We start from the raw sequence: 23,986 nt of genomic DNA on the forward strand, positions 1-23,986 counted from the left end.
AGTTCTTCTATGCACGTCGAATTGTATTTTTTTATCTTATTTTAGGCATTTATTACTTCTTTTTTTACATCTGGTAAGCCTTTTAATAAATTTTCAGCAATCGTTAACCACTTCGATGTCTCTAAGCCATTTGTTTTCATAACAATTTTCAATTGTGATCCTTCCATTCCTAAACCAATCATACGTCCAAAACTATTTCCGAGCATGAATAATTTTCCACCATCAATATTTTGACTTGCTTGTTCAGAAAACAGGAATGTTACTTCAAATTTATTCTGCTTAATTAATTCAATTTGTTCTTTCATTGCCAACACTTTAATATTTGCAATTTGTAATAAATAACCAACTTCTTGTGGATAATCGCCAAATCTATCGATCATTTCTTCCTGCAATTCTTCAATATCCTCAATTGCAGAAACACCTCTAAATTGTTTATACATCATAATTTTTTGCTTACTATCTGAAATATAAGCATCTGGTAAGTATGCATCTACCTCTAAGTCAATTTCAACATTAACTATATTTTCAGCCCCATCTGTTCCTCTACGCTGTTCAATTGCATCTTTTAACATTTGAGAATATAGATCAAATCCGACAGAATCAATAAATCCATGCTGTTCTGCCCCTAACAAATTACCTGCTCCACGAATAGATAAATCTCTCATCGCAATTTTGAAACCAGATCCAAGTTCCGTGAACTCTTTAATTGCTTGTAGACGCTTCTCTGCAACCTCTGACAGCACTTTGTCACGTTTATATGCAAAGTATGCATATGCAACACGATTAGAACGTCCAACACGCCCACGAAGCTGATACAACTGTGATAATCCCATACGATCTGCATCAAATACAATTAACGTATTTACATTCGGAATATCTACACCCGTCTCAATAATTGTTGTACTTACAAGAACATCATGCTGTCCTTCTAAAAATGATAGCATAACAGACTCTAATTCGCTTTCGTTCATTTTCCCATGTGCGTACGTTACGCGGGCATCTGGAACTAACATCGAAATTTCATCTGCTTTTCTTTCAATATCCTCTACACGGTTATATAGGAAGTAAACTTGACCACCTCTTGCAAGCTCTCGCTCTATCGCCTCTCGCATTAACGCTGGATTATACTCGACTACATACGTTTGGACTGGGAAACGATTTTCTGGTGGTGTCTCAATAACAGATAAGTCACGCACACCAAGCATAGACATATGAAGCGTCCGCGGAATCGGAGTTGCCGTTAATGTTAATACGTCAACATTCGCCTTCAATTGTTTAATTTTTTCTTTATGTGTCACACCAAATCTTTGTTCTTCATCAATAATAAGAAGCCCTAAATCTTTATAAGTAACATCTTTAGATAAAATACGATGTGTTCCGATTACAATATCTACTGTTCCATCCTTTAAGCCCTTAATTGTTTCATTTTGTTGTTTCCTCGTACGGAATCTACTTAATAAGCCTATATTGATTGGATAATCTTGAAAACGCTCTCGAATTGTTTCATAGTGTTGCTGCGCAAGAATCGTTGTCGGTACTAAAATTGCAACTTGTTTTTCATCCATAATCGCTTTAAATGCCGCACGAATAGCCACTTCAGTCTTCCCATACCCTACATCACCACAAAGGAGCCTATCCATCGGGCGTCCGCGTTCCATATCTTTTTTAATCTCGTCAATAGAACGTAACTGATCCTCTGTCTCTTGGTATGGGAAAGATGATTCGAACTCTTGTTGTTCTGCCGTATCTGGCGTATATGCATAGCCTTTTGAAGCTTCGCGCTCAGCATATAGTTTAATTAGGTCATCCGCAATGTCTTGTACAGATTTTTCAACTTTCGTTTTAACCTTTTTCCAATCATTCCCACCTAATTTGTAAACTTTCGGATCCTTACCTTCAGATCCTACATATTTTTGAACTTGATCAATTTGTTCAATTGGAACGTATAGCTTATCATTACCTTGATATTTAATATTTAAATAATCTTTATGAACACCATTAATCTCTAATGTCTCAATACCTAAAAATTTACCTATACCATGATTTACATGAACTACATAATCTCCAACTTTTAATTCCGAATAACTTTTAATACGTTCAGCATTCGATAGCTTTTGTTTACGTTGTGATTTTTTAACTTTCTTATGAAAAAGCTCCTTTTCAGTAATGACAACAAGCTTTTGCATCGGCATTTCAAATCCTGCATGTAAATCACCTACAGCAATTTGTAACCTTCCAGGCAATAAAATATCTGTACCTTCTACAATATCTGCCTCAATATCATAATCACTTAAAATATGTTGTAATTTTTTCACACGTTCATCATCTGTTCCGAGTACAACAGTCGTAAAATGCCCTTCATTCCATCTATCAATTTCTGTTTTTAACAAATTCATCTGTCCATGGAAATCTTGCATTGTTTTACATGTTACATTAACAATATTTTGCGGATGTGTGTGTGCGATATGACGCAAGAATAACGTTAAATATACAAAACTTCTTTTTTTATGATGAAGAAACCCCTCGAATGGGTGAGAGAAAGATAAATCTTGAATAATTGTTCCTTCACCAAGAAGTGATATATACCATTCCGCCTCTTCTGTTTCAAGATGTGATGCTGTTTCTTGAATACGGGAAATCTCATCTAAAATTACAACACCATCTTCTGGTAAATAATCTATCAGACTAGCAGGTTCTTTATAGAAAATAGATAAGTATTTAAACATCTGTTCTATACTTTGCCCGTTTTTCAACATCTCAATTTCATGACTTACCGTCTCAAGCACTTTAGTCTTTAGTTTATCATCAGAAAGTTTTTGCATCGTCTTAGTCAAGCCTTCTTCAAGATGCTGAATTCCTGATTTTAATTCTTCCTGTGAAAATAAAAACTCTGTTGCCGGACCAAACCTAACGTTTTCTTTTTTACCTTGAGAACGCTGTTCATCCACATCAAATAATCGAATAGAATCGACTTCTGTATCAAAGAATTCAATACGAAATGGTAGTTCTTCAGTTAAAGGATAAATATCTAATATTCCCCCACGCAAACTGAACTCCCCTGGAGCTTCTACCATCGACTTACGTTCATAGCCAATATGATGTAAAGTATGCAAGAGCGCATCTAAATCAATCTCTTGCCCTAGATTGATTTCAACTTGCTTTTGCTTCCACAATTCTTTTATTGGTAAAAATCTACGCAATCCTGCCACTGGCGCTACAATGATTCCATTCTCTCCCGCAGCCAAGCGATTTAACACTTCTATACGTTGCGCCTTCAATTCTGGACTTGCAACTCCAATTTCCGATGCTATCAGTTCATTCACTGGATATAACCACACATCTTTTTCACCAAGTAACGCCACTAAATCTTCATGTACTTTTTGTGCTTGGTATAAGTTATGTGTCACGATTAATTGTGATTTTTTTGTTTTTTTATATAAAGCCGCCATTAATAATGAACGAGAAGACGTTGCCATCCCTGATATAAGTTGTTCTTTTAACCCATCTTCTAAACCATTAATAACCGATTGTATCTCTTCATTTTTATAAAATTGCTCTAATAAACCTATCATTTTTAAAACTCCTCTCAACATAAAGAGCAAGTCATTCTATTTTATGCAAATATTTTGGAAAAGGAAAACAGAAAAATGCTTTGGACATGCCAAAGCGACAACATTTTATTGCAGAAATTTTTCATACTCATAATACTCAGGATAAGATGCGAGCGTTTCTTGACACGATTCACAAATCGTTTTTATATATATATTTCCATTCTCATGAAAATGAATCATTTCTACTACTTCTTGCTCCGTTAGTTGAAATAAAACGTCGCTATATACTTTTTCTGCGTTAATGGAGCCTACATTACCTCCGCAGTGTCTGCAATAATAATACCCTTCCATACTAGCCTCCTAAAAATTCAATTACTACTAGTATGGGTAAAAGAAAAGAGAAATATTCCCAATCTCATTTTTAACTATTGAAAGTATTCATGATTTGAAGAAAAGGCTTATTTAGCCACTCTTCACATGCATCCGCTGCTTTTTCAATAGAATGGTTAACATCCGGAATCTCTTCAGATGTAAAGCGTCCTAATACATAATCGACTACCTTCATTCCATTTTTCGGGCGATCAATTCCCATACGGATACGTTGAAATTCTTGTGTTCCTAAGTGCGAAATCGTTGACTTTACACCATTATGTCCACCAGCACTACCTTTCATGCGAAGACGCAATTTACCTACAGGAATGTCTAAATCGTCGTACATAACAACGAAGTCCTCAACATCAATTTTATAATAATCCATGAGTGGACGAATACTTTCCCCAGATAAATTCATGTATGTTAGCGGCTTTAATAAGATTACCTTTTCTCCATTAACAAACCCTGCACCAAATACACCTTTAAATTTTTGTTCATTCAAAGAAATGTTCCAACGCTTCGCAAGTTCATCAATGGCCATAAATCCAATATTATGCCTTGTTAATTCATATTCTCTACCTGGGTTCCCAAGTCCTACTATCAATTTCATTCTTGTACCACTACTTTCTTTTTTCGATACGAAAAGACGTAACCAATTTTGGTTACGTCTCATTCTATCCAATTAATTGAATAATACACTCACAGATTCTTCTTCGTATACACGAATGATTGCTTCTCCGATTAATGGAGCAACTGAAAGTTCATGTACTTTGTCGATTTTCTTCTCTTCTGGTAATACGATAGAGTTCGTTACAACTAACTCTTTAATGTTTGAATTTTGAATACGCTCAATTGCTGGACCAGATAATACTGGGTGTGTACAGCAAGCATATACTTCAGAAGCACCGTTCTCAACAAGAGCGTTTGCTGCTAATGTAATTGTACCAGCTGTATCAATGATGTCATCAATTAAAATCGCTGTTTTGCCTTCAATATTACCGATAATGTTCATTACCTCTGAAACGTTCGGGCGAGGACGACGCTTATCAATAATAGCGATTGGCGCTTTTAGACGATCTGCCATTTTTCTCGCACGAGTTACACCACCATGATCAGGAGACACGATTACGATATCTTTAAGACCTTTTGTTTCAAAGTAATCAGAAAGAATCGGTACACCCATTAAGTGGTCGATTGGGATATCAAAGAACCCTTGAATTTGTGGAGCATGTAAATCTAGAGTGATTACACGAGTTGCACCTGCTGTTTCAAGCAAGTTTGCTACAAGTTTCGATGTAATTGGTTCACGAGAACGCGCTTTACGGTCTTGACGCGCATAACCATAGTAAGGAATAACAATATTAATTGTTTTCGCAGATGCACGTTTTAATGCATCGATCATAATAAGTAATTCCATGATATGTTCGTTTACTGGGAAGCTTGTAGATTGAATAATGAATACATCGCAACCACGGATACTTTCTTCAATGTTAATTTGAACTTCTCCATCACTAAAACGATCAACAGAACATTTTCCTAGTCCTACTCCAATATGCTTTGCAATCTGCTCAGCAAGTTCCTTATTAGAGTTTAAAGAGAATACTTTCAAATTAGAATTTAGATATTGAGTCGACATCTAGATTAACCCTCCACATTATTATGATTTTTTCTTATTCAGCAATTGATCAACATAGTCTTCTTTGTTAACTTGACGTGCACGTGCTACCGATAATGCTTTTGATGGAACATTCTCTGTAATTGTAGAGCCTGCCGCCACGTAAGCACCATCTTCAACTGTTACTGGAGCAACAAGGTTTGAATTACATCCAATAAATACCCCATTACCAATCACAGTTTTGAATTTATTCTTACCGTCATAGTTCACCGTAATTGAACCACAACCAAGATTCACGTCTTCTCCAACTTGTGCATCCCCGATATAACTCAAGTGTGAAGCTTTACTTCTATTACCAAAGACAGTTTTTTTGATTTCCACGAAGTTTCCAACGCGTACTTCGTCTCCAATAACTGAATCTGGGCGAATATGTGCAAATGGACCAACCGATACTTCTGTACCAAGCTTACTATCATGTACAGTAGATTGTCGAATTGTCGTACGATCTCCAATTTCACTATCGCGAATTACTGTATGCGGTCCAATTTCACAATCAGAACCAATTACAGTGTTCCCCTCAATAATTGTTCCTGGATGAAGAACTGTATCGCTACCGATAATTGCATCAGCAGAAATATAAGTGTTACTTGGATCAATAATTGTAACACCATTTACCATGTTCTTTCGGTTGATACGGTTTTTCATAATAATTTCCGCTTGCGATAGAGCGACTCTGTCGTTAACACCTAACGTTTCATCGAACTGCTCTGTTTGATAAGCTGATACGATATGACCTTCATTTTTTAAAATCTCAATAACATCTGGAAGGTAATATTCACCTTGCACGTTATCATTTGAAACTTTAGAAAGTGAAGCAAATAAAGCCTTATTATCAAAACAATACGTACCTGTATTGATTTCTTTAATAGCTAATTCTTTCTCATTTGCATCTTTATGCTCAACAATCTTTTCAACATGACCATTCTCATTACGAACAATACGGCCATATCCAGCAGGCTCTTCTATGTATGCTGTTAGCACCGTCGCCATTGCTCCTGCTTCTTTATGTTGCTGAAGTAATGCTTCCATTGTTTCAGCAGTTATTAGAGGCGTATCACCACAAATAACTAAAGTTGTTCCTTCTTCATTTGCAAGTACACTTGCAGCTTGATCTACAGCATGTGCTGTACCAAGTTGTTCTGCTTGTAATGCAAATTCACTTACGTTCCCTAGCTGTTCTTGTACCATTTCAGCACCATGTCCAACAACCGTTACAAGTTTCTGCAATCCTAATTGAGATACTTGATCGACTACGTGTTGTACCATAGGTTTTCCACATACAGGATGCAGCACTTTGTATAGCTTAGACTTCATACGTGTGCCTTTACCTGCAGCTAGAATCACTGCAAATCTGTTTGACATATAGACCCTCCATCGCAACCTATTTATCCATTAAAGATATTATCCTAAATCATCATATATTTCAAGAAACACATTTTAACTATTAAATTTTACCATAATTCTTATAAGATGTTTTACTCTTTAGTATCTTTTTTAAGAAATAAGCTATACTATTTAAAATGATTTTGAAAAAATTAGTAGTTTCTTCTTTTTATGTTAATAAATTATACAGTTTCCAAATATAAAGCAAAAAAACAAACCCCTGTAAATGCTTACAGGAGTTTGCTACAAAATTATAAGGCTTTTTGTCAAAAGCCCTTTTCATTCGAATTTTACGAAGCACCTGCTTCTTCAAACTCAACCTCTTCTAACTCGCCTAAACGATGATACTCTGTTAAAACCGCATCTTGAATTTTAGAGCGTGTACCAGAATTAATTGGATGTGCAATGTCACGGAACTCTCCATCTGGAGTACGTTTACTTGGCATTGCTACAAATAATCCATTATTACCATCAATTACACGAATATCATGAACAACAAATTCATGGTCTAGAGTAATAGAGGCAATTGCTCTCATGCGGCCTTCTGTGTTTACGCGGCGTAATCTTACGTCAGTCACTTCCATCTTGTGTTCACCACCCTTTTCTAAATAAGCGATATATTTGTATAAATTCCACAAATTTTCTATTTTCCCTTTAATTTTTTAAAAATTTTTAAGATAAAAATTTTTAAAGTAGTTGAATATAGAGATTAGTGGAGGTTATCGCTTACAAAAGGTTACTTAACTAGGGCGATTACTTCAATTTCAACGGAAACATCTTTCGGTAATTTTGCTACTTGCACACAAGATCGAGCTGGTTTATGAGTAGAGAAATAAGAGCTATACACTTCATTCACAGCATTAAAATCATCCATGTCCTTTAAAAATACTGTTGTTTTTACGACTGTATCAAATGAAGCACCTGCTTCCTCTAATACCGCTTGTAAATTTTGAAATACTTGTTCTGTTTGTACTGTTACATCTCCTGTTACAAGCTCCCCATTTGCCATCAATGGAATTTGTCCTGAGCTATAGAACATGTTATTTACAATAATCCCCTGTGAATAAGGTCCAATTGCTTGTGGTGCCTTGCTTGTTTGAACAACTTTCATACTTTTCACCCTTTTATTATTTATTTTACTCTTTAAAAATAGTGTACGAAAGGCAGTTTGTCCATCTATTTTATAATCTATAAATAAAATAAAAAAGATAGAGCTATCTGCTCTATCTTTTATTCCGCCTCTACAAGCCCTTCATCAAATGGTGCAAGAGAATAATTCCCTTTTTCCACTTGAATCGTTTTTTCTTTCACATCAACTTCCGATAGACGAATTAATGATACAAAATTATTAATTAGTCGTTCTTCAATATCTGTGGATTCTACTAATACACCAATACCAACAACATTAGCCTTGAATTCTTCTAGCATACTCATCATACCTTGAATTGTTCCGCCAGCTTTCATGAAGTCATCAATAATTAAAACATTCGACCCTTCTGGAAGACTGCGTTTTGCTAACGTCATTGTTTGAATTCGTTTAGAAGAACCCGACACATAGTTAATACTAACAGTCGGACCTTCTGTTACCTTATTATCTTTCCTTGCAATTACAACTGGTACATCTAAGTAATTTGCCACTGCATAAGCAAGTGGAATCCCCTTCGTTGCCACCGTCATAACTGCATCAATTGGTTGCCTAGCAAAAACAGAAGCAAACAAACGACCTGCGCCATTAATATGGCGAGGATTACTCAATAAATCTGTCATGTATAAGTAACCGCCAGGCAAAATACGATCTGGGTTTTCAAATAAGCCACAAAGCTCATCAATAATTAGATCTGCCTCTTCTTCACTTATATACGGTATATATTTCACTCCTCCTGCTGCTCCTGGTATCGTTTGCAATGTGCCGACCCCTTGTTGTTCAAACGTTTGCTTAATAATAACTAAATCTTCACTAATGGAAGACTTAGCCGATTGATACCTTTCAGCAAAAAAAGTGAGAGATACTAGCTGACGAGGGTTTTGTAGCAAGTAATAAGTCATATCGACTAATCTTGTACTTCTTCTAATTTTCATACTCTCACCTCAAATCACGAATATTCTAAACAAATCATAACGTATTATACGTCTTTATTCAAGCGTTTCTCGCTCTCCTAATAAACGTACCGCATAGACTTGTTCACAAAATCCTTTTAATCCGTTATAAATGCGATGCATTCGTGAATCATGGTGTACAAGTCCAAATACAGTTGGACCACTTCCACTCATTAATACAGCATCCGCTCCAAATCGCTTCATCTGTGATTTAATACGGGCAACTTCAGGATGCATTCCAAATGTTACATCTTCTAAAACGTTACCAACAGTATCACAAATTCCTTTATAATCACCAGAATTTATGACATCAACCATTTTATCTACATTTGGATGTGTAACTCGATTTAACTTTAAATTTCCATACACATCAGCAGTAGATACACCTATATGTGGTTTCGCTAAAATAACCCAACAAGAAGGCGGAGTCTTTATATGCTCAATTTTCTCTCCTCTTCCAGTGGCAATTGCTGTGCCTCCGTATACACAGAACGATACATCTGATCCAATTTCTGCACCAAGCTTTGCTAACTCATCAATTGTAAGCCCTAAATTCCATAATTTATTAAGACCACGTAATGTCGCTGCTGCATCACTACTTCCACCTGCTAATCCAGCTGCTACTGGAATCGTTTTTTCAATAGTAATAGATACACCTTTTTTTACATTAAACTTCTCTTTTAATAATTTCGCTGCCTGATAAGCTAAATTTCGTTGGTCGTCTGGGACATACCGATTATGGGATAAAATTTCAATACGGTCTTCTGCTAATTCCGTTAGTTCTAGACGATCTGCTAAATCAATGGTTGTCATAATCATTTTCACTTCATGATATCCGTCTTGTCTTTTTCCCAGTACATCTAACGACAGATTAATCTTTGCTGGTGCTTTCACTAGTAGCTTCAATCTATTCACCCACTCTATGTACTCAATCTTTTATCGTTTATTTTACCATAAATTTATAGTAAGACGATGACACTTCCCTAATTATAACGAAAAGCATTCAGAATGAAACTACTTATGTAAAATGATGGCACCTTTTAGAGTACAAAAAGCCGAGGAATGTCTCCTCGGCTACCGTAGCACAGAAAGTATCTTACAACTACTGGTTTCGTTTCATTAATTGCTGTTCTGCAATTTCTATAGCACGTTTCACCATGTTACCAGCATCTTTCGCACGAATTCCGCCCCATCCTTCTTTCTGAACAACATCATAAAAGCCAAGCTCTTTTGCTAGCTCTTCTTTAAATTGGTTTGACATGACACCTCTTCGTCTACTCAATGCAGAGTCCCTCCTTATTTTGCTACGGTATAGTTAGTATGCAAAATAATATAGCTTTTCATTTATGGGAATATATGTAATGATATATGGATTATAAAATGACCTCATTATGAGGGTCTCCATAAAATGTTAACTCTACTGTCTCTGTTAAAACATCTGCATAACTATAAGATACACGTTGCAACGCATCTTCTTGTTGATCCAATTGTACAACAAAAACGGAACGGTATGTTTCTGCTAGTACACCTGATTGCTCCACAGTTTTTCTTCTTCCACTATTTGCTTTTAACATAAGTCGCTGTCCAAGATGGTGATCTAATTCGCTTTTAATTTCATCTAAACGTTTTGACATATACTTCGCTACACCTCGCTGTAATTTAGATTGAACACTTAAAGCACGATATATCTATCCTAATTATTAACCGCGATTCACAGCTAATATCATCCTGCGTTTGAATAGATAGAAGAAATACTATATTGTAAAAGTATCATTACGTAGTCTTTACGTTCTTACCTCTTTTTATCCAAATTCATTTAAATCCTTCCATACAAAAAGCAAGATACATATGTATCCTGCTTACTCTTCGTAATGTTGAAAAGGTAATCCCGTTCGTAAAATCCCTCTCGTTTCAATTCCACCTAGTCCCTTTTCACCAGTAATTGTATTACGTACGACATCCCATACATTGACTCTCTCCATAAATGAAGTAAAACTAATTTTACCAACTACATATACAGGATCTAGTGCATGAATATTAATTCTAGATGGTGAACTAGCGAAATTGGCCCCTGCACGAATTAGTGCCTCAAAATGTGATTGACATGCCCCAGCAAAAATAACAAGTTGATCCAATGATGGATATTTTTTTCGCACTTCACGAACAGCCTGTACAAAATGCCTTGAATGCCTATATGCCGCTAAATCTCCCTTCACTCCTTTTGATTTTGTATATGCATCATGCCCTGTAATAACGAGAATGTCTGGGCGAAAGTGATCTATTAAGTCTACTACTTTTTCATGCATCTCCGTTTCTTTACAATGAATACCTTGAACAGGAACGCCAATTTTATTATATAAATCTAAGCACTTGCGCAAATATAAAGGGTCTCCATCTATATGCAATACACGTCCCGGCATTTGAAAATAATTTACCTCACTTGTGTATCCACCAGTTGAAGTATGTTCATGCCTTTGTTTCATCAGTACATAATCTTGTTGAAACAAACGATACGTGCGCTCCATTGTTTCTTTCTCACGCTTCACCCTTTTTTTATGTTCTCTTTGATCTATACTAATTAAATCTTCAAGTGGCGCATCCGCCACCAGTCTAATTTCCTCTCCAAACAATATAGCTATCTCGCCTTTTATTTCTATAATACGAAAAAGAATATCCCTCTTATGAGAATATCGTTCCACTAATTCTCCAACATGTAAAACCATTCTCCTACCTCCAAACTCATTAGGCCATCTTACCTGTTTTTAAAGTATGAATTTAGAGAGAGAAAGGTGACAAAAGGGACAGTTCAACTTGAACTGTCCCTTTCATATTCTTATGATAATTTATGAAGAACTAATGCATTACTTAATGTTGCAAACTCTTCAATAGATAGCGTTTCGCCTCTTCGCTTTGGATCAATTCCTACTTCTGTTAAAATTCGATCCAATAACTCCTTATCTTTCGGGAAACCATTTAAATTATTTGATAAATTATTCATTAAAGTTTTACGGCGCTGTGCGAAACTTGCTCGTACTACTTCAAAGAAGAACGTTTCATCTGTCACCTCTACAACCGGTTTAGGACGCTTTAGAAGGCGGATAATTGCAGAATCAACGTTTGGCTGTGGTACAAACACTGTACGCGGTACAGTCATAACTGTTTCAACCTCTGTATAGTACTGAATGGCAATCGATAAAGAACCATACTCTTTTGTTCCAGGTTTAGCAGCTAAACGATCTCCAACTTCTTTTTGCATCATAACAACAAATCCGCGAACTGGTAACTTTTCTTCAAGCAATTTAAATAAAATTGGCGTTGTAATATAGTATGGTAAGTTAGCTACTACCATTACATCTTGCCCTTCTTCAAATTGCTCATTAAATACTTCATGTACATCTGCTTTTAGTACGTCTTTATTAATAACTGTAACATTACCATATGGCGCTAACGTCTCATCTAAAATTGGTAATAGTCTTTGATCAATTTCAAAAGCCACTACTTTTTTAGCACGCTTCGCTAATTGCTCTGTTAATGCACCAATACCTGGTCCAATTTCAATTGCACCACTTTCTGAACCAATTTCTGCATGATCGACAATACGATTTAATACATTTGTATCAATTAAAAAGTTTTGTCCTAAACTTTTTTTGAATGAAAATCCATACTTTTCAACAATGTCTTTTGTACGATTTGGCGTTGCGATATCCTTCATTTTTTTTCCTCCTGTATTACTTGCTTATAAGCTTCTGCAAATGATTCCTTTGAAACTTGAAACATCTGTAATCGTTTATGTAACTGTTTTGCATTTGTATAACCAATCTTTAATAGCTTACCCATTCTTTCTCTGCGGCTCTTTGCCATTTCTCCGCCCACTAAGCCTGCATCGACTAAATCACTCCAACTAATTTCACTTGTGTAAGCTTCCATTTCTTCATGTATATTCTCTAGAGCACGGCGAATCGACTCATTAGAAGCATGTTCAATCCCAACACCCTTTTTCCTTTTAGCAAGCGCTTCTTCCTTCGGTAAAAAAGCATGCTTACAGCCAGGAACCTTGTCAGAAATAATTTTTCGAATACGCTCTCCAGGATAATCCGGATCTGTGAAAATAATAACGCCCCTTTTTTGCTGCGCTAATTTAACTTGCTCAATAACATGATCACCGATTGCTGAACCGTTCGTTTCAATTGTATCCGCATCAACAGCACGCTTAATCGCAACTGTATCATCTTTACCTTCTACAACGATAATCTCTTTTATTTTCATGCTTGCCTCCACACTCATTTCGTCTCTACTTAGTAAAACAAAAAAATGACGACTTTTCCATTATTATTTTCCCCATTCTTATATTTTAAAAAATAGAATAGAAAAATCTTTGTCCTCTGTCCTTATTGTAACACTTCATCATTCACATTTATTTTCTTGATTACTTCTACTAGTTTTTCTCAAAATAAAAAAGAACAGGTTTCACCCGTTCTTTTTATTCAACTCCAAATAAAACTTTTGCATTTTTAGTTGTCATTTCTGCTACTTCCTCATAAGAAATTCCTTTTAAATTCGCAATTTCTTCTGCTACGAGTTTTACATAACTCGGTTCATTTCGTTTCCCGCGAAATGGATGCGGCGTTAAATAGGGACAATCCGTCTCTATTAACAATTTCTCTAATGGAATCTCCGTAGCAACTTCTTTCGGTTTCTTAGCGTTTTTAAATGTAACTGGTCCACCTAACGAAATTAAAAAGTTCATATCAACACATCGCTCTGCTACTTCTACGCTACCGCTAAAGCAATGCATAATGCCTCCTACTTCAGCTGCATTCTCTTCTTCTAGAATATCGACAATATCTTGAGTTGCATCGCGGTTATGTATAATAATCGGCAAATTTACTTTTTTCGCTAATGCAATTTGTTTACGAAATACTTCTTTCTGTATTTCTTTTGGAGACTTATCCCAGTGATAATCTAAGCCCATTTCTCCAAGTGCAACGACTTTAGGATGAGAAGCAAGTTCTTCTAACCAAGCTAAATGTTCTTCTGTCATGTCGATTGCATCAACTGGATGCCAGCCAACCGCAGCGTAAATAAAATCATAGGCTTCAGCTAATTCCATCGCCTTTTTTATCGTTACTTCATCAAAACCAACAACAACTGTATAAGTAACTCCCGCTTCTTTCATTCGGGCAATAACCTCTTGCAAATCTTCTTCGAATTGCTCTGCATTCAAATGTGAATGTGTATCAAACAACATAATACATAACTCCTTTTATATTGAAATCAAGTTTATTCTACAAAAATAAGTTCTTTAATAACTTAACGATAACAATACTACAATCTTAATGCAAAAATAGAGAGTGTAAAAAGAAAAAAGACGCTTCACACATGTTACACGTGAAACATCTCTTTTCTTGTCTTAATTACTTGATTTTTGTACCATTTGGTAGATTTTGGTCAATTGATGCTAATGACAATACGCCATTCTCTTCACCCGCTAAAATCATACCTTGCGATAATTCACCGCGTAATTTTACAGGTTTTAAGTTTGTTACACAAATAACCTTTTTACCTTTTAAGTCTTCCGGCGAATAGAATTTTGCAATTCCAGAAACAACTTGACGCTTTTCTGTGCCTAAGTCTAGTTGAATTTTTAACAACTTGTCTGCTTTTTTCACAGGTTCAGCAGATAGTACTTCAGCTACGCGTAATTCTACTTTAAAGAAATCATCAATTGTAATTTCTTCTGCCTTCGGTTCTTCTTGTTTTTTCTCTTCTACTTTAGGAGCAGAGCTTTTCATTTGTTCTTTAATGTACTCTACTTCCACTTCCATTTCTAAACGAGGGAAAATTGGGTTTCCTTTTTCTACTTTTGTTCCAGCTGGAATGCAGCCAATTGTAGATAGACTTTCCCAAGATTTATGAGCTTCATCAGTAAGGCCAAGCTGAGCAAACATCTTGCTTGGTGCTACTGTTAAGAATGGCATAAGCATAATACCTGTTTGACGAAGTACTTCTGCTAAATGAGCCATTACAGAAGCTAACTTTTCACGATCATTCTCATCTTTTGCTAATACCCATGGTTGTGTTTCATCAATATATTTATTCGTACGACTAACTAGTTGCCAAATAGATCCTAACGCTACAGAGAACTCCATATTCTCCATTGCTTCTTCTACTTTTTTCAAAGTATCTTGTGCAAACGCTACTAACGTTTCATCAAATTCCGTCACATTTTCTTTAAATGCAGGGATTTCTCCGTTAAAATACTTATCAATCATAGCTACTGTACGATTTAATAAATTACCTAAGTCATTTGCTAAGTCGAAATTAATACGCTCCACAAATCCTTCTGGTGTGAATACACCATCAGATCCAAATGGAACTTCACGAAGTAGGTAATAACGTAATGCATCTAATCCGTAACGATCGATTAATGTAACTGGATCTACTACGTTTCCTTTTGACTTACTCATCTTTCCATCCTTCATTAAAATCCAGCCATGAGCAAAGACTTTCTTCGGAAGAGGTAAATCTAATGCCATTAAAATTATCGGCCAATAAATTGTATGGAAACGAACAATTTCTTTCCCAACTAAATGCACATCTGCAGGCCAGAATTTTTTATATTTCTCTTCATTTGCTGTTCCATAACCTAACGCCGTAATATAATTAGATAATGCGTCAACCCATACGTAAATAACATGTTTTGGGTTACCAGGAACACGAACTCCCCAGTCAAATGAAGTACGAGAAACCGCTAAATCTTCTAATCCTGGTTTAATAAAATTATTAATCATTTCATTTTTACGAGACTCCGGCTGAATGAAATGTGGATTATCTTCATAGAACTTTAATAGTCTGTCGACATATTTACCCATTCTAAAGAAATAAGATTCTTCACGAACAAGTTCTACATCATGACCACTATCTGGGCTTTTTCCTCCAACTACTTTGTCGCCTTCCATAATTGGATCTACTAATTGATGCTCTGTATAGAACGTCTCATCTTGTACAGAATACCAACCTTCATATTCATCAAGATAAATGTCACCTTGATCTACTAATTGCTTAAAGATTTTTTCGACAACATCTTTATGACGATCTTCAGTTGTACGAATAAAATCATCATAAGAAATATCCATCTTCTCCCAAAGCTCTTTAATTCCTGCAACAATGTTATCAACATATGCCTGTGGCGTAATATTTAACTCTTCTGCTTTCTTTTGGATCTTCTGTCCATGCTCATCAGTTCCTGTTAAATAATGCACATTATAACCTTGCATACGCTTATATCGTGCCATCGCATCTCCTGCTACTGTCGTATAAGCATGTCCAATGTGTAATTTTCCACTTGGATAATAAATTGGGGTAGTAATATAAAAGGACTTATTTTCCTCTGTCATTGTTTTGGACCTCCCGAATAACCTCATATGTATTTATAAACAGTATATCAAAAACTCATATATAAAGTGAAACTTTAATCAGTAGGGTTTTTGTTCCTCCCCACTAATTATTAGCCCACATTAATTGGGCTTTTACGAGCAGCCCAAATCTAACTTATCTTCTTTACGCCAACCTAATTTTAAATTTAGGTCTTAATGCTCGATATCTTTATCATCTATTGCTCATATTTCACAAAAATATACAATCTCCACTTTTAATTTATTATTTTTTCAGAAAATAATGTAAATAATTGTGGAATTTCCTCTCAATCTATTATATATAAGAAATAAGCAATCTATAAATCTTTTTAAAAAATATAGAATTTAAGAATTGACGGAAATGTAAATGATTGGTATCATATGTCCATAGGGTATTTTGTCGAAAAATGACGAATCTAAAAATAGACTCGAAACTTATAAACTATTTATTTAGGAGGAAAAAAATTATGAAATCTACTGGTATTGTTCGTAAAGTTGATGAATTAGGTCGTGTAGTAATTCCAATCGAATTACGCCGTACTTTAGGTATTGCAGAAAAGGACGCTCTTGAAATCTATGTTGATGACGAAAAAATCATCTTAAAGAAATATAAACCAAACATGACTTGCCAAGTAACTGGTGAAGTATCTGACGGTAACCTTTCTTTAGCTGAAGGTAAAATCATCTTAAGCAAAGAAGGCGCTGAGCAAATCTTAAACGAACTTCAAGATTATATCGAAACAGCAAAATAAGCTTCTCAATTATGAGAAGCTTATTTTTTATCGACATGATAGATTTGATATACATCTCTTTTCGACAAATCTCGATCTTTAGCGACTGTTTTAATCGCTTCTTTTGAATTCATACTTTTTTCATTTATATAATATTCAATATGATCATATACCGAAAGAGATTCCCACCATTGTTCTTCTGGAGCAGGTTCTTCTGTTGAACCAGCTACTAAAATACAAAACTCACCACGCACTTCATTTTGCTTCGTCCACTCAATTGCTTCTTCGATTGTCCCTCGAATAAATTCCTCAAATTTTTTAGTTAACTCTCGACATAATACAATCTCTCTATTTCCCAACACTTCCTGCATCGAAATTAAAGTATCGTCTAAACGATGAGGCGCTTCATAAAACATCATTGTAGTTTGTACATAACGAAGCTTTTCTAACTCCATCTTTCGTTCCTTTTTGTTTCTCTGCAAGAAACCATAGAAATAAAACTGCTTTGTTTCAAGACCGGATGCAATTAATGCTGTAAGGGCTGCATTTGCTCCAGGAAGCGGAATTACATGATATTGCTCAGCTACTGCCTCAACGACAATATCGTAACCTGGATCAGAAATACACGGCATACCAGCGTCGCTAACAAGTGCTACATTCTTTCCATCCTCTAATTTCTCTAATAGTTTCTTCCCACTTACTTCTTTATTGTGCTCATGATAACTCGTAACAGGTGTTTCAATTTCAAAATAATTACAAAGTTTTTTCGTTTGTCTCGTATCTTCAGCAGCAATTAAATCAACTTCTTTTAAAATTCGGATTGCACGAAATGTCATATCTTCTAGATTTCCAATAGGAGTTGGTACTAAATATAAAACTCCCTTTTCATTTTGTTGAAAGCTTTTTTGTTGCCACATAGCGTTCTCCTTTTTGCATATATGCCTCTTTTTGTTTTCTCGTTAATTGCTTAAAGTAATACTCCGCTTGCATAGCTGTACGCTTATCATCGTGGGTCTCTACATATTTTAAAACAACAGGAAGCCTGACGCGTGTATACTTAGCCCCTTTGCCGCTATTATGAGTCTGAATTCTCTTTTCTATATGGTTTGTATATCCAGCATAATAACTTCCATCAGAGCACTCTACCACATAAAAAAAGTGCTTATTCTTCTCCATATAAAATCGAACGTAGCTCCTTTGTATATTCGTTATTGTTCTCATATACAACGAGAGGCGGTAAAATTTTCAAATCTGCATTTCCATCCTTAATTCCTTCAATTAACAATGTATTTGCTTCTTTTCCAACCTTAGGATAAACAAATTGCACACGCTTTGGTTCAATTTTATATTTACGCATTAATGTGACAATGTCTAGTAATCGCCCTGGACGATGTACAAACGCTACTTTCCCACCTTGTTTTACTAACTGACTACTTACAGATACAACATCTTCTAATGTACACATAATTTCATGACGAGCTATCGCTAAATGTTCATTCATATTTTTCTCTGAAGTTTGAGGTGTTTGAAAATATGGTGGATTACATGTAACAACATCATATTGATGACGCCCAAGTTTCTCTGGCATATCTTTCAAATCTCCATGTATGAGGTGAATTCTTTCCTCCAACCCATTGTATTGAACACTTCTTACTCCCATATCATATAAGCGTTCTTGAATTTCCACCCCAGTAATATTTCCTTTTGTTCTTGTACTTAATAGAAGGGGAACAACCGCGTTACCTGTACACAAATCAAGTAAATTCCCCTTTTGAATTGGTACCCATGCAAAATCTGCAAGTAAAACGGCATCTAAAGAAAAATTAAATACTGATGGGCTTTGTATAATCTTCATGTCTTGTGCTAATAAGTAATCTAAACGTTCATCTTCATATAAATTCATATACTGCTCCTTTTCTTACCCTTAACCTACCCTATTTCATGTATAAAAAATTACCTTTCCAATTATAATTGGAAAGGTAATTTCACTTTTTATTTAAGAATGACAGACAGAATAAACAATCTCCCTCTTTACGTACACTTCCATAATGTAGATTGCAAATATGAAAACCTTCTTGATACAGTCTCGCTAAATTGTCATAGCCTTCACCAATATCTGTTTTCGGCTTCACTTCTTTACGTTTTTGAGTTTTTTGTTTTTCTTTATTCTGCACTTCTTCAAAACGGTGTCGCAAATTGTTATTTTCCATTTTTATATGCTGGTTTTCTTCCAACAACTCTGCAAGATGCTGTTTTAACTCTCCCAACTGTTTATATAAATGTCCAATTTGCTCTTCCATACTAGAAACCGATTCAAAAATATCTTTTTTCTCCACAAGCACCCACCTCATTAATCTGTGGTTTGACTCGAAACGACCCCTTTATTCACTAACTCATCTAACGTATATTCTACTATCCGTTCCTTGTCTACTAGTTCCACTTGAATTAATCTTTCTAAAATATTTAATCCGATAACACGGCCAGTACCATGCGGGGTTTGTATACGTTGATCTAAATCAGGAAGTTGTTCCTTTGCTGCCTCATATTCATCATTCTCATATTTTAAGCAACACATTAAGCGACCACATAAACCAGAGATTTTTGCAGGATTTAATGATAAATTTTGATCCTTTGCCATTTTAATGGATACAGGTTCAAAATCCCCTAAAAAAGTAGAACAACAAAGCATACGACCACATGGACCAATACCACCTAGCATCTTCGCTTCATCACGAACACCAATTTGTCTTAGTTCAATTCTTGTTCTAAAAATTGCGGCTAAGTCCTTCACTAGTTCGCGGAAATCGATCCGACCATCCGCAGTAAAATAGAAAATAATCTTATTACGATCGAATGTATACTCTACATCTACAAGTTTCATATCAAGATTATGCTCTACTACCTTTTGTTGACAGACTTGATATGCTTCTTTGGCAGCATGTTTGTTCTCTTCAACAATGGTACGATCATTTTCATTTGCAATACGAATAACCTTTTTTAGCGGTAATACAACGTCGTTTTCATCAACTTGTTTTTTGGTAATAACTACTTTTCCGTATTCAATACCTCTTACCGTTTCTACAATGACAAACTCATTTTCAGAGATATCGAACTGGTTTGGATCAAAGTAATATACCTTTCCGGCCTTCTTAAAGCGAACACCTACTACATCATACAAAACGGTCATCCCTCCTGCAACCGCAACACTAACTGTTCGAACACAAGCTGCGCATTTACATTAGCGTTGATTCTATTTTTTGCCTCTAATATATTAAAGAGAGCTGATACAATGCGCTTCTGAGCATAGGAAAACGATTCAAACATCTCTTTCTGATCATGAAAAACAAGACGATCTTCTTCTCCAAGTTGAACATATAATAAATCCTTATAAATAAGGAGTAACATATCTAAACCTTGCTGTAATTGTTCTTTCTCTCCAAAGTGTTTTCCCCATTTTTCTTGTACAAAAAAAATAGAGGTTTTATCTTTTTCGAGCGCTTCACATAATTTTATCACTAAAGCTCGTGCTTGTGCAAACCATTCATCACTACATAAAGCTAAAGCTTCATCAAAACTATTTGTAAGTTGAGCAGCAAGTGTCGATAAAGATGCTGTAATCCCTTCATCCTGTAATCTTCTAATTAAAGATTCCGTAGGTAACGGTCTAAACGTAACAACTTGGCAACGAGATAAAATCGTATTTAAAATTTGATGACTTTGTTCAGTAAGTAAAATAGCAGTTGTATCACTACTTGGTTCTTCTAAAAATTTCAAAAGTGTATTTGCCGCATTTGCTGTCATACGATCTGCGTGCTCAATAATATATAATTTTTTATTTGCCTCTAATCCTGTTTTTGAAAACTCTTCTTGTAAATCATGAATTTGCTGCTTTTTAATAGATAATCCGTCTGGTTTTACAATATGTAAGTTAGGGTGGTTACCTGAATCAATTCGCTTACAGTTTGTACATACATGGCAGGGCTCTACCCCATTCCGCTCAGAACAGAGGAAACTCTTTGCCATTTGAATTGCTGTCGCAAACTTTCCTGTCCCTTTCCCTCCCTCTAACAAGTAAGCGTGGGATATACGCTCTTTTGCAATGCTATTCATCAACATTTTTACACCGATGGGTTGTATAGCAGAAAGCTGCTCCCACGTCTTCGTCATAATGCATACCTCACTTATTTCATTCTTTCCTTCTATTATAACAATTTATCTTCTATAATCTGAACAACTTCTTCTATAAGTTTTTCCATCGGCTGATCAGCATTTACCAATACAATACGATCCGAGAAACGTTCTACAACTTGTAAATACCCTTCGCGCACACGTTTATGGAAAGAGATATCTTCCATATCTAGTCGATTTACTTCACGTCCTGCATCTTTTTCAATCCGAGCCAAACCAACCTCAGGCTCAATGTCTAGATAAATTGTTAAACTAGGCATACAGTCCTCTGTTGCGAAACGATTTATTTCAAATACCTTATCCATACCCAATCCTCTTGCATAGCCTTGGTATGCTAAAGAGCTATCTATAAAACGATCACATAACACGAGGTAGTTCTCATTAAGTGCTGGCATAACTTTTTCTACTAAATGTTGTCTGCGCGCAGCAGCATAAAGAAGCGCTTCTGTACGTGCTTCCATCATCGTATATTCTTGTTTATGTAAAATCGTCCTAATGTCCTCAGAAATTGCAATACCGCCTGGTTCCCTTGTCGCCATTACCTTTTGTGCTTTTTTTTCAAAATATGGCAATAAGCTTTTAATTAACGTTGTTTTACCTGAACCTTCTGGGCCCTCAATTGTTACAAATAATCCCTTCATCCTAAAACCTACTTTCTATATCATACACTTTCATATATTTCGTATTACCTTGAAAACGAGCTCCTGCTCTCTCTAAATACATAATTTGCTCTTTATGCTCTGAAGTAATTCTCTCTCCATACATAATCAATGGAATTCCAGGTGGATACGGAATCACCATTTCCGCCGCTATCATTCCAACAGCCTCTTTTATAGATACTATCTTTGTTTCATATCCGTCTAGTTGTTTATACGTATACGGTAAAAGAGAGAATTCACCTTTATAAGTATAACGAATAGATTCCCTCTTGTCTTTCACCTCATAATGTTGCAATGCTACTCGGATCATCTCTATAACCTTCATATATCCCTCATTTACTTGTAAGGGTAAAATAAATAGGACATTGTACGGATCAGCCATCTCTGTATATATACCGACCTTTTCAAATACAGACTGTAATTCGTACCCTGATAACTGACAACGAGTTTGTACGGTGACCTTTAACTCATCTTGCAACGGATATTCTAAAATGGCGATTTGGGGAATAGAACGTAATTGTTCCTTAAATCTTCGTAAAAACTCAACAATTTCACTGTGACCTTCTTCTTTTATACGCGCCATTGTAAAGCGTGCTATATCCAAGGAAGCCATAATTGGATACGATGGACTACTAGATTGTAGCATACTTAAATAAGTAGTAACCTTCTCTTCGTCTACTAAGTGACTATTTATATGTAAATAGGAACCCATTGTCATTGCGGGTAATGTTTTATGTGCAGAATGAACTACAATATCTGCACCATATGTTAATGCTGACTTTGGGAATGGTTCTCCCAAGCACAGATGTGCCCCATGTGCCTCATCTACCAAAACAGGGATTTTATGTGCATGTGCAAAAGCGATGCTTGTCTCTAGATCCATACCCATACCATAATAATTAGGATGCGTTAAAATGAGTGCTTTCGCATTTGGATACTTTTCAATTGCTTTCTTAATAATTTCGTTACGAACTCCCACCGGTACGTTATAAGCTTCATCAATCCATGGATCTAAAAAAATGGGATTTGCTCCCGCAAGTTTTAAAGCATTAATAATTGATTTATGGCAATTTCTTTGTACAAGAACAATATCATGTTCCCCACAACAAGACAAAATCATTGCTAAGTTCCCGACTGTTGAACCATTAATTAAAAAATAGCTCCTCTTTGTATTATAAACTTCAGCCAATAATTGTTGTGCCTCATCTATACATTCAAACGGACTATGCAAATCATCTAGTCCTGCTAACTCAGTTACATCAATAGATAGAATATCTTTAAACTCTCTTATTGCCTCCTGAGGGAAGTTTAAACCATTCTTATGACCTGGAACATGAAAGGATAACGGCCCTCTTTCTTTAAACTCTATTAACGCCTCATATAAAGGCATACGATTTTGATTCATCTACATCTCTTCCTTATTATTCATTCTCTATCTATTATACAGAACAAAAAAAATAATAGGCATATGCCTATTTAAAAATATGATACTTCTAATTTTCGAAGCTGCTTTAAATAATGTATATATTTCGGATCATCTGTCTCTGTATTCACCATATCCTTTTCACATTCATAGCATATTAAATTATTATAAACATATATACCTTCTTTTCTTTTTGTCTCACAAACAATACAAACTTCACTTTGTAATTTCATAGCCTTCCCTCCCTATTTTAGTGAACCTATTTTATACTTCTAATCCTTAACAATTTACAGAAAAATATACACCCATCTCTTATATAATATGATTAACTCTTGGGCAACGTGTTTGTATCACCCTTACTTCTTTCCCGTTCTTTTTAACAATACAAAAAAACACAAGTCAAATGACTTGTGTTTTTAGTTGCTTGGCGACGTCCTACTCTCACAGGGACAAGGTCCCAACTACCATCGGCGCTAGAGAGCTTAACTTCCG

General features: G+C 35.5%; 26 protein-coding genes. 1 reads left to right on the forward strand and 25 read right to left on the reverse strand.

Annotation, left to right across the window (positions count from 1 at the left end; genetic code table 11):
* Positions 1-41 precede the first annotated feature (41 nt).
* The 16 genes from mfd to metG form a co-directional block, all read right to left on the reverse strand.
* Positions 42-3,572 (reverse strand): transcription-repair coupling factor, encoded by a 3,531-nt coding sequence (gene mfd, locus HFD78_RS27545; protein ID WP_000579678.1) that lies wholly within the window; start codon positions 3,570-3,572, stop codon positions 42-44.
* A 105-nt stretch (positions 3,573-3,677) separates the two neighbouring features.
* The gene (locus HFD78_RS27550) at positions 3,678-3,902 is read right to left on the reverse strand and encodes an anti-sigma-F factor Fin family protein (RefSeq protein WP_000399438.1); all 225 of its coding nucleotides are present in this window, start codon (positions 3,900-3,902) and stop codon (positions 3,678-3,680) included.
* Between the two features lie 70 nt (positions 3,903-3,972).
* On the reverse strand, positions 3,973-4,533 hold the full coding sequence (gene pth / locus HFD78_RS27555; protein ID WP_000767702.1) for an aminoacyl-tRNA hydrolase: 561 nt from the start codon (positions 4,531-4,533) through the stop codon (positions 3,973-3,975).
* Positions 4,534-4,605: 72 nt separating this feature from the next.
* Positions 4,606-5,559, reverse strand: a complete 954-nt coding sequence (locus tag HFD78_RS27560) for a ribose-phosphate diphosphokinase (protein ID WP_000107420.1) — start codon at positions 5,557-5,559, stop codon at positions 4,606-4,608.
* 21 nt (positions 5,560-5,580) lie between these two features.
* Positions 5,581-6,960 (reverse strand): bifunctional UDP-N-acetylglucosamine diphosphorylase/glucosamine-1-phosphate N-acetyltransferase GlmU, encoded by a 1,380-nt coding sequence (gene glmU / locus HFD78_RS27565; RefSeq protein WP_000071039.1) that lies wholly within the window; start codon positions 6,958-6,960, stop codon positions 5,581-5,583.
* A 311-nt stretch (positions 6,961-7,271) separates the two neighbouring features.
* The gene (gene spoVG, locus HFD78_RS27570; protein WP_000454041.1) at positions 7,272-7,565 is read right to left on the reverse strand and encodes a septation regulator SpoVG; all 294 of its coding nucleotides are present in this window, start codon (positions 7,563-7,565) and stop codon (positions 7,272-7,274) included.
* Between the two features lie 152 nt (positions 7,566-7,717).
* Entirely contained in the window at positions 7,718-8,092 is a 375-nt protein-coding gene (locus HFD78_RS27575) for a RidA family protein (RefSeq protein WP_000869811.1), read from the reverse strand.
* 119 nt (positions 8,093-8,211) lie between these two features.
* Positions 8,212-9,060 carry a pur operon repressor gene (gene purR / locus HFD78_RS27580; protein ID WP_000702466.1) on the reverse strand — a complete coding sequence of 283 codons (849 nt, stop codon included), beginning with the start codon at positions 9,058-9,060 and terminating at the stop codon, positions 8,212-8,214.
* Positions 9,061-9,114: 54 nt separating this feature from the next.
* Entirely contained in the window at positions 9,115-9,984 is an 870-nt protein-coding gene (gene ispE, locus HFD78_RS27585) for a 4-(cytidine 5'-diphospho)-2-C-methyl-D-erythritol kinase (protein WP_000772105.1), read from the reverse strand.
* A 196-nt stretch (positions 9,985-10,180) separates the two neighbouring features.
* The gene (gene sspF, locus HFD78_RS27590; protein WP_002094215.1) at positions 10,181-10,360 is read right to left on the reverse strand and encodes an acid-soluble spore protein SspF; all 180 of its coding nucleotides are present in this window, start codon (positions 10,358-10,360) and stop codon (positions 10,181-10,183) included.
* A gap of 91 nt (positions 10,361-10,451) precedes the next feature.
* Positions 10,452-10,712: a biofilm formation stimulator Veg gene (gene veg, locus HFD78_RS27595; protein ID WP_000044347.1), complete on the reverse strand. Its 261-nt coding sequence runs from the start codon at positions 10,710-10,712 to the stop codon at positions 10,452-10,454.
* A gap of 225 nt (positions 10,713-10,937) precedes the next feature.
* The gene (yabG, locus tag HFD78_RS27600; protein WP_000242868.1) at positions 10,938-11,801 is read right to left on the reverse strand and encodes a sporulation peptidase YabG; all 864 of its coding nucleotides are present in this window, start codon (positions 11,799-11,801) and stop codon (positions 10,938-10,940) included.
* 110 nt (positions 11,802-11,911) lie between these two features.
* Complete coding sequence (gene rsmA, locus HFD78_RS27605) at positions 11,912-12,790, reverse strand: 16S rRNA (adenine(1518)-N(6)/adenine(1519)-N(6))-dimethyltransferase RsmA (RefSeq protein WP_000651548.1); 879 nt, start codon at positions 12,788-12,790, stop codon at positions 11,912-11,914.
* The gene (gene rnmV, locus HFD78_RS27610) at positions 12,787-13,344 is read right to left on the reverse strand and encodes a ribonuclease M5 (protein WP_000692835.1); all 558 of its coding nucleotides are present in this window, start codon (positions 13,342-13,344) and stop codon (positions 12,787-12,789) included. The genes rsmA and rnmV overlap by 4 nt, the downstream gene beginning before the upstream one ends.
* A gap of 214 nt (positions 13,345-13,558) precedes the next feature.
* Positions 13,559-14,326, reverse strand: coding sequence for a TatD family hydrolase (locus tag HFD78_RS27615; RefSeq protein ID WP_000895843.1), 768 nt, complete (start codon positions 14,324-14,326; stop codon positions 13,559-13,561).
* Between the two features lie 166 nt (positions 14,327-14,492).
* Positions 14,493-16,475, reverse strand: coding sequence for a methionine--tRNA ligase (metG, locus tag HFD78_RS27620; protein ID WP_238797744.1), 1,983 nt, complete (start codon positions 16,473-16,475; stop codon positions 14,493-14,495).
* Between the two features lie 485 nt (positions 16,476-16,960).
* Here metG and HFD78_RS27625 point away from each other — a divergent pair, with 485 nt between their 5' ends.
* A complete protein-coding gene (locus HFD78_RS27625) occupies positions 16,961-17,245 on the forward strand; it encodes an AbrB/MazE/SpoVT family DNA-binding domain-containing protein (RefSeq protein WP_000843036.1) in 285 nt (94 codons plus the stop codon).
* A gap of 20 nt (positions 17,246-17,265) precedes the next feature.
* On the opposite strand, the gene rsmI is transcribed toward HFD78_RS27625, so the two are convergent.
* From rsmI to HFD78_RS27670, 9 genes are all read right to left on the reverse strand, one after another.
* Positions 17,266-18,141, reverse strand: coding sequence for a 16S rRNA (cytidine(1402)-2'-O)-methyltransferase (rsmI, locus tag HFD78_RS27630; protein WP_000267821.1), 876 nt, complete (start codon positions 18,139-18,141; stop codon positions 17,266-17,268).
* Positions 18,110-18,400 carry a GIY-YIG nuclease family protein gene (locus HFD78_RS27635; RefSeq protein ID WP_000414350.1) on the reverse strand — a complete coding sequence of 97 codons (291 nt, stop codon included), beginning with the start codon at positions 18,398-18,400 and terminating at the stop codon, positions 18,110-18,112. Before HFD78_RS27635 ends, rsmI begins: the two co-directional genes overlap by 32 nt.
* The gene (locus tag HFD78_RS27640; RefSeq protein ID WP_001055367.1) at positions 18,387-19,127 is read right to left on the reverse strand and encodes a tRNA1(Val) (adenine(37)-N6)-methyltransferase; all 741 of its coding nucleotides are present in this window, start codon (positions 19,125-19,127) and stop codon (positions 18,387-18,389) included. Before HFD78_RS27640 ends, HFD78_RS27635 begins: the two co-directional genes overlap by 14 nt.
* A gap of 82 nt (positions 19,128-19,209) precedes the next feature.
* On the reverse strand, positions 19,210-19,560 hold the full coding sequence (yabA, locus tag HFD78_RS27645; protein ID WP_000412063.1) for a DNA replication initiation control protein YabA: 351 nt from the start codon (positions 19,558-19,560) through the stop codon (positions 19,210-19,212).
* 14 nt (positions 19,561-19,574) lie between these two features.
* Positions 19,575-20,402 carry a PSP1 domain-containing protein gene (locus tag HFD78_RS27650; RefSeq protein ID WP_000272429.1) on the reverse strand — a complete coding sequence of 276 codons (828 nt, stop codon included), beginning with the start codon at positions 20,400-20,402 and terminating at the stop codon, positions 19,575-19,577.
* Between the two features lie 5 nt (positions 20,403-20,407).
* Entirely contained in the window at positions 20,408-21,391 is a 984-nt protein-coding gene (gene holB / locus HFD78_RS27655) for a DNA polymerase III subunit delta' (protein ID WP_000169563.1), read from the reverse strand.
* A 35-nt stretch (positions 21,392-21,426) separates the two neighbouring features.
* Positions 21,427-22,053, reverse strand: coding sequence for a dTMP kinase (gene tmk, locus HFD78_RS27660; RefSeq protein ID WP_000677214.1), 627 nt, complete (start codon positions 22,051-22,053; stop codon positions 21,427-21,429).
* A gap of 1 nt (position 22,054) precedes the next feature.
* The gene (locus HFD78_RS27665) at positions 22,055-23,476 is read right to left on the reverse strand and encodes an aminotransferase class I/II-fold pyridoxal phosphate-dependent enzyme (protein WP_097863193.1); all 1,422 of its coding nucleotides are present in this window, start codon (positions 23,474-23,476) and stop codon (positions 22,055-22,057) included.
* A gap of 71 nt (positions 23,477-23,547) precedes the next feature.
* Entirely contained in the window at positions 23,548-23,727 is a 180-nt protein-coding gene (locus HFD78_RS27670) for a sigma factor G inhibitor Gin (RefSeq protein WP_000776279.1), read from the reverse strand.
* Positions 23,728-23,986 lie beyond the last annotated feature (259 nt).

The organism is Bacillus sp. EKM501B (genome assembly GCF_011800505.1).
In the GTDB taxonomy this organism is placed as follows: domain Bacteria; phylum Bacillota; class Bacilli; order Bacillales; family Bacillaceae_G; genus Bacillus_A; species Bacillus_A cereus.

Excerpts from the sequence above, each read along its gene's own strand:
- mfd (WP_000579678.1), bottom strand. The coding sequence starts at position 3,572 with ATGATAGGTTTATTAGAGCAATTTTATAAAAATGAAGAGATACAATCG.
- HFD78_RS27550 (WP_000399438.1), bottom strand. The coding sequence starts at position 3,902 with ATGGAAGGGTATTATTATTGCAGACACTGCGGAGGTAATGTAGGCTCC.
- pth (WP_000767702.1), bottom strand. The coding sequence starts at position 4,533 with ATGAAATTGATAGTAGGACTTGGGAACCCAGGTAGAGAATATGAATTA.
- HFD78_RS27560 (WP_000107420.1), bottom strand. The coding sequence starts at position 5,559 with ATGTCGACTCAATATCTAAATTCTAATTTGAAAGTATTCTCTTTAAAC.
- glmU (WP_000071039.1), bottom strand. The coding sequence starts at position 6,960 with ATGTCAAACAGATTTGCAGTGATTCTAGCTGCAGGTAAAGGCACACGT.
- spoVG (WP_000454041.1), bottom strand. The coding sequence starts at position 7,565 with ATGGAAGTGACTGACGTAAGATTACGCCGCGTAAACACAGAAGGCCGC.
- HFD78_RS27575 (WP_000869811.1), bottom strand. The coding sequence starts at position 8,092 with ATGAAAGTTGTTCAAACAAGCAAGGCACCACAAGCAATTGGACCTTAT.
- purR (WP_000702466.1), bottom strand. The coding sequence starts at position 9,060 with ATGAAAATTAGAAGAAGTACAAGATTAGTCGATATGACTTATTACTTG.
- veg (WP_000044347.1), bottom strand. The coding sequence starts at position 10,712 with ATGTCAAAACGTTTAGATGAAATTAAAAGCGAATTAGATCACCATCTT.
- yabG (WP_000242868.1), bottom strand. The coding sequence starts at position 11,801 with ATGGTTTTACATGTTGGAGAATTAGTGGAACGATATTCTCATAAGAGG.
- rsmA (WP_000651548.1), bottom strand. The coding sequence starts at position 12,790 with ATGAAGGATATCGCAACGCCAAATCGTACAAAAGACATTGTTGAAAAG.
- rnmV (WP_000692835.1), bottom strand. The coding sequence starts at position 13,344 with ATGAAAATAAAAGAGATTATCGTTGTAGAAGGTAAAGATGATACAGTT.
- HFD78_RS27615 (WP_000895843.1), bottom strand. The coding sequence starts at position 14,326 with ATGTTGTTTGATACACATTCACATTTGAATGCAGAGCAATTCGAAGAA.
- metG (WP_238797744.1), bottom strand. The coding sequence starts at position 16,475 with ATGACAGAGGAAAATAAGTCCTTTTATATTACTACCCCAATTTATTAT.
- HFD78_RS27625 (WP_000843036.1), top strand. The coding sequence starts at position 16,961 with ATGAAATCTACTGGTATTGTTCGTAAAGTTGATGAATTAGGTCGTGTA.
- rsmI (WP_000267821.1), bottom strand. The coding sequence starts at position 18,141 with ATGTGGCAACAAAAAAGCTTTCAACAAAATGAAAAGGGAGTTTTATAT.
- HFD78_RS27635 (WP_000414350.1), bottom strand. The coding sequence starts at position 18,400 with ATGGAGAAGAATAAGCACTTTTTTTATGTGGTAGAGTGCTCTGATGGA.
- HFD78_RS27640 (WP_001055367.1), bottom strand. The coding sequence starts at position 19,127 with ATGAATTTATATGAAGATGAACGTTTAGATTACTTATTAGCACAAGAC.
- holB (WP_000169563.1), bottom strand. The coding sequence starts at position 21,391 with ATGACGAAGACGTGGGAGCAGCTTTCTGCTATACAACCCATCGGTGTA.
- tmk (WP_000677214.1), bottom strand. The coding sequence starts at position 22,053 with ATGAAGGGATTATTTGTAACAATTGAGGGCCCAGAAGGTTCAGGTAAA.
- HFD78_RS27665 (WP_097863193.1), bottom strand. The coding sequence starts at position 23,476 with ATGAATCAAAATCGTATGCCTTTATATGAGGCGTTAATAGAGTTTAAA.
- HFD78_RS27670 (WP_000776279.1), bottom strand. The coding sequence starts at position 23,727 with ATGAAATTACAAAGTGAAGTTTGTATTGTTTGTGAGACAAAAAGAAAA.